The following is a 4,112-nucleotide window of genomic DNA, read 5'->3' on the forward strand; positions in this document are numbered from 1 at the left end:
TAAATGCATTGTATAAAAATAGGCTCGGTATCATCTGTTTGTAGGTTTGAATTTGATCGAAAGCAGACCTTAACGTCGCTTGCTCATCAATTGGGTTTTTAAGCTCGATGACGACCAAAGGTAAGCCGTTTACGAAGATCACCACATCAGGACGCTTGTTGACTTTGTTTTCAACAACGGTAAACTGATCAACTACAAGAAAGTCGTTATTTTCCGGGTTGTTAAAGTCTATGAGCCACACAAGGTCGCCTCTTTCGATGCCATCCTTGTTATAGCTAACGTTTATCCCTTCTGTAAGCATTCTGTGAAACGCTTCGTTATTAGCGATAAGATCAGGAGCATTAAAACGTTGGACTTGCTTGATGGCATCTTCTCTTGCCTCTGTCGGTATATGGGGGTTTATTCGCTCAACCGCCTTTCGCAGCCGGCCAAATAGAATTACATCTCCAAAGGTTGCTCTTTCCGGTTTATCACCATCAGGAGCGATGTCCGGACCAAAGATGTACTGATAGCCTTGAGATATCAGTAACTCTATGACAAAATCCTCGATGGCGGATTCTGTTATGCGCGACATGACGCCATCTCCTCTTCCACATATTTCACCCTTACTTCGCCGCTCATCAATTTAGGAAGCAATGTATCGCGGAGTTTTTCGAGAATACGAAATTGCCTCTTGTTAAGTTGCATTTTTGAGAATATGGGAGTAATCATCTCGTTAAATTCCTCCAACTTCCTCTCGTCAGGGAAACTAAACGTCAACTCATCAATACTCGAGCTCGCATGAAGTATAACCGTTCCTGATGAGTGAGCGTTTACCGTATCCTGAATATGCTTCGACTTGAAAATCAAATACTTCAATCCCAGATTGTCATATACAGGATTAAGAGAGTATATCCTTCTTATTCCTGAAGAATACGCACCTTCTATACCGAAGTTCAATCTTCCAGGTGTTCCGTCAAAAGACATTAGCAAATCATCTGCAGAACAAATGCTTTTGGCAAGGCTCTTTTTTATGTAAACAGAAGGTGTATGACTAAGCATATCTCCAACTCTAATAAATCTTATTGCGTCTTCCTCTTCAGTTTCTAAGTAATTCTCGCTTCCGGGCTCGAAACCTTTTTCGAAAATGTAAATATCCTTCAATGATTTTTCCTCCCACTCATCCTTAGCCTCCTCTATAAACCACTGCCGAAAGAGCGTCTCTGCCATAGCTTCAAGCGTCTTGTTTTCTCGGTGGAGCAAGTCTATTTTGTCGTCGAGGCTGGAAAGGACAGAGGCAATGGCGCGCTGCTCGGGAAGAGGGGGGAATAAAAATACTAATGATTTGAGTACTGAACCAGCTAATTCTCCAAAGGTTGTTCCTGTTGCTTGAGACTTTAAATATTCAATATTATTTTTCAGTAAATAAAAGAGAAAAATGTTATCAATGTTATTTAAAGGGACCAAGCTCCTAAAACCTTGGTTGGTTGTGATTTCATTTTCAGCAATTGCCAAATACCCAACGGGCGCTCTGGAAGTTAACAAAATTGTTCCTGGCGGCAAAAGTTTAGCGCTAGAATTTACAAGACCCTTTTCAGAAATGTTTCTTTCTCCTTTTGATATATACCTACCATTAAAATTTGATAGGTCTTTTGGTGTAATCCAAGGTATGTCTCCATTCCAATATTCGTCAACATCCGTCTTGGGGGTACCTCCACCTACAATTTTTGCTACCTCTTCTAACCTACACTCTTTCCACCCATTCGGCACCTTATCACTCATCCACCTTCACCTTCTTTAGGTTTTCAGCGATGAGTGCGTTAAGCCTTGCTTCTTCTTTAAGCTGCTCTTCCCACTCGGCTTTAAGCTTTGTAAATCGCTCCTTAAAGTCAAAGTCGTCTTCCTCTTCAGGCAAACCTACGTAACGACCAGGTGTGAGCACATAATCAAGCTGCCTCACTTCTTCTATTGTTGCGGATTTGCAAAACCCTTTTACGTCCTCATAATGACCGTTTGGATTACGCCAGTTGTGGTAGGTATTGGCAATCTTTTCTATGTCCTCTCGCGACAGTGCACGCGTCCTGCGATTGATGAGATATCCCATATTCCTTGCGTCTATAAAAAGTATTTCATCGGTTCTGCTTCTGTATTTTCCGTTGGCCTTATTTCTGCTCAAAAACCAAAGGCAGGCCGGAATTTGCGTGTTCAAGAAAAGCTTTGGCGGTAAGTTTACTATGCAGTCAACGAGGCGATCCTCTATAATTGCTTTTCTGATCTCACCCTCACCCGAACTTTTCGACGTAAGCGACCCTTTAGCCATGACAAACCCAGCCACGCCGGTTGGCGCAAGGTGATAGATGAAGTGTTGAATCCAGGCGTAATTCGCATTTCCAACGGGCGGCACGCCGTATTTCCATCGGGCGTCGTTACGGAGCAGTTCCCCTCCCCAATCGCTGTCGTTAAAGGGCGGATTAGCGATGACGTAGTCTGCCTTCAAGTCCTTGTGGGCATCGTTCAAGAATGACCCCTCACTGTTCCAAAGCACTTGCGAGCTGTCAATGCCTCTTATGGCCAAATTCATTTTGCAAAGCCGCCATGTGGTCAGATTACTTTCCTGGCCATAGATGGATATGTCGTTCATCCTTCCTTGGTGCTCAGCTACAAACTTTTCAGATTGAACAAACATCCCGCCAGAGCCGCAGCATGGGTCAAACACCCTCCCGTTATATGGCTCAAGCATCTCAACCAACAGCTCGACAACAGTCCTCGGAGTATAGAATTGTCCTCCTTTTTTTCCTTCCGCCAGCGCAAACTCACCTAAAAAGTACTCAAACACGTGACCCAAAATGTCAGCGCTCCTTGACTGGGCTTGCTTAAGCGATACGTTGCTGAACAGATCTATTAAACCTCCCAGGCTAATTGGGTCAAGATTACCTCGAGCATATACCTTTGGCAAAACACCCTTCAGAGAAGGGTTTTCTTTTTCGATCGCATCCATTGCATTATCCACAATTTTTCCTATATCGGGCTGCCTTGCTTTCGATTGGAGATAGGACCATCGAGCCTCAGGTGGCACAAAAAAGACGTTTACTGCCTTATATTCATCTCTGTCTTCCGGGTCGGCTCCTTCGTATTCTCCTTCGCCTGATTCAAGTTTCACGTACAACTCTTCAAAGGCTTCTGATATGTACCGTAAGAATATAAGGCCTAAAACTACGTGTTTGTATTCAGCTGCATCGATGTTCTTCCGCAATTTGTCAGCAGCTTTCCAGAGCTGCCTTTCAAGAGATTCTTCTTGCGTGTTGTTCCCCCGGTTTCTCGCCACTCACATCAACTCCGTTTTCATAAAGTTGTTTCATTAAACTAAACAACCCACTTAATGCAATTATACAAAAAAGAATGATGATTTTGTGCATTTTTTTCTATGTTGCCCGAGAGTATGTGTCAGTTTTTTTGAGGAAGAACCGCAATCTCGCTTACTTCGACCACCACAGCCAGCTCAGAACACTCCTCTATGCATTAAAATGTCATAGAAGTCATGGCCATGCGCTGTTCTACTTGCAGAACATTAACATTTAGAGTAGAGTATATTAGGTTTTGCGTCATATTTGTAGTAATATCGTAATATGTAATATGCGTATAACTATTAGTGTAATGGGGTAGAGATATGATTGAGAAAATTTTGTATATCCTTGAGACAATGCGGTATTTCCTTGAGCTCTTAAATAAACATTGTATGAAGAAGCAGCAAAACCAGAAAGAACAAAATCTCGATAGAGTCTTGATTGCAATTTATTCTCTTGGAGGCAACGGTGCTTATTCAGTGGATCTTGAGTCTCTTCAAAAGGAAACTGGCCTCAGTAAATCTGAGATATTTGATGCAGTTAGAGCTGCAGAACAAAGAGGTTTGATCATTGATGCGCGAAGCATGGACAAGCCTCACGACTGGCTCCTTAATTTGGACGGTATTTTATACACTGAAGGTCTTATCGAAAAAAAACAAAAAAGGAAATAAGACCGACTAAAGGATTGTTGGTTAATTTGGCTAGTATAGTAGTAAAAATGCTTTTAAGGAATCGTTGGCGCGCCTGGAGGGACTCGAACCCCCAGCCTGCGGATCCGAAGTCCGCTGC

At 42.8% G+C, this 4,112-nt stretch carries 4 protein-coding genes; 1 reads left to right on the top strand and 3 read right to left on the bottom strand.

Translation table 11 applies throughout. From position 1 onward, the window contains the following. The 3 genes from Q7P41_RS05870 to Q7P41_RS05880 all read right to left on the bottom strand — a co-directional run. Nucleotides 1-574, bottom strand: a 574-nt coding sequence (locus tag Q7P41_RS05870; protein ID WP_303882859.1) for a type I restriction endonuclease, incomplete at its 3' end; no start/stop codon positions are given. Further along, entirely contained in the window at nt 562-1,761 is a 1,200-nt protein-coding gene (locus tag Q7P41_RS05875) for a restriction endonuclease subunit S (protein WP_303882861.1), read from the bottom strand. The genes Q7P41_RS05870 and Q7P41_RS05875, both read right to left, overlap by 13 nt. Beyond that, on the bottom strand, nt 1,754-3,304 hold the full coding sequence (locus Q7P41_RS05880) for a class I SAM-dependent DNA methyltransferase (RefSeq protein WP_303882862.1): 1,551 nt from the start codon (nt 3,302-3,304) through the stop codon (nt 1,754-1,756). Before Q7P41_RS05880 ends, Q7P41_RS05875 begins: the two co-directional genes overlap by 8 nt. A gap of 342 nt (nt 3,305-3,646) precedes the next feature. Here Q7P41_RS05880 and Q7P41_RS05885 point away from each other — a divergent pair, with 342 nt between their 5' ends. Next, on the top strand, nt 3,647-3,994 hold the full coding sequence (locus Q7P41_RS05885) for a hypothetical protein (protein WP_303882864.1): 348 nt from the start codon (nt 3,647-3,649) through the stop codon (nt 3,992-3,994). Nucleotides 3,995-4,112 lie beyond the last annotated feature (118 nt).

The organism is Acetomicrobium mobile (assembly GCF_937920065.1).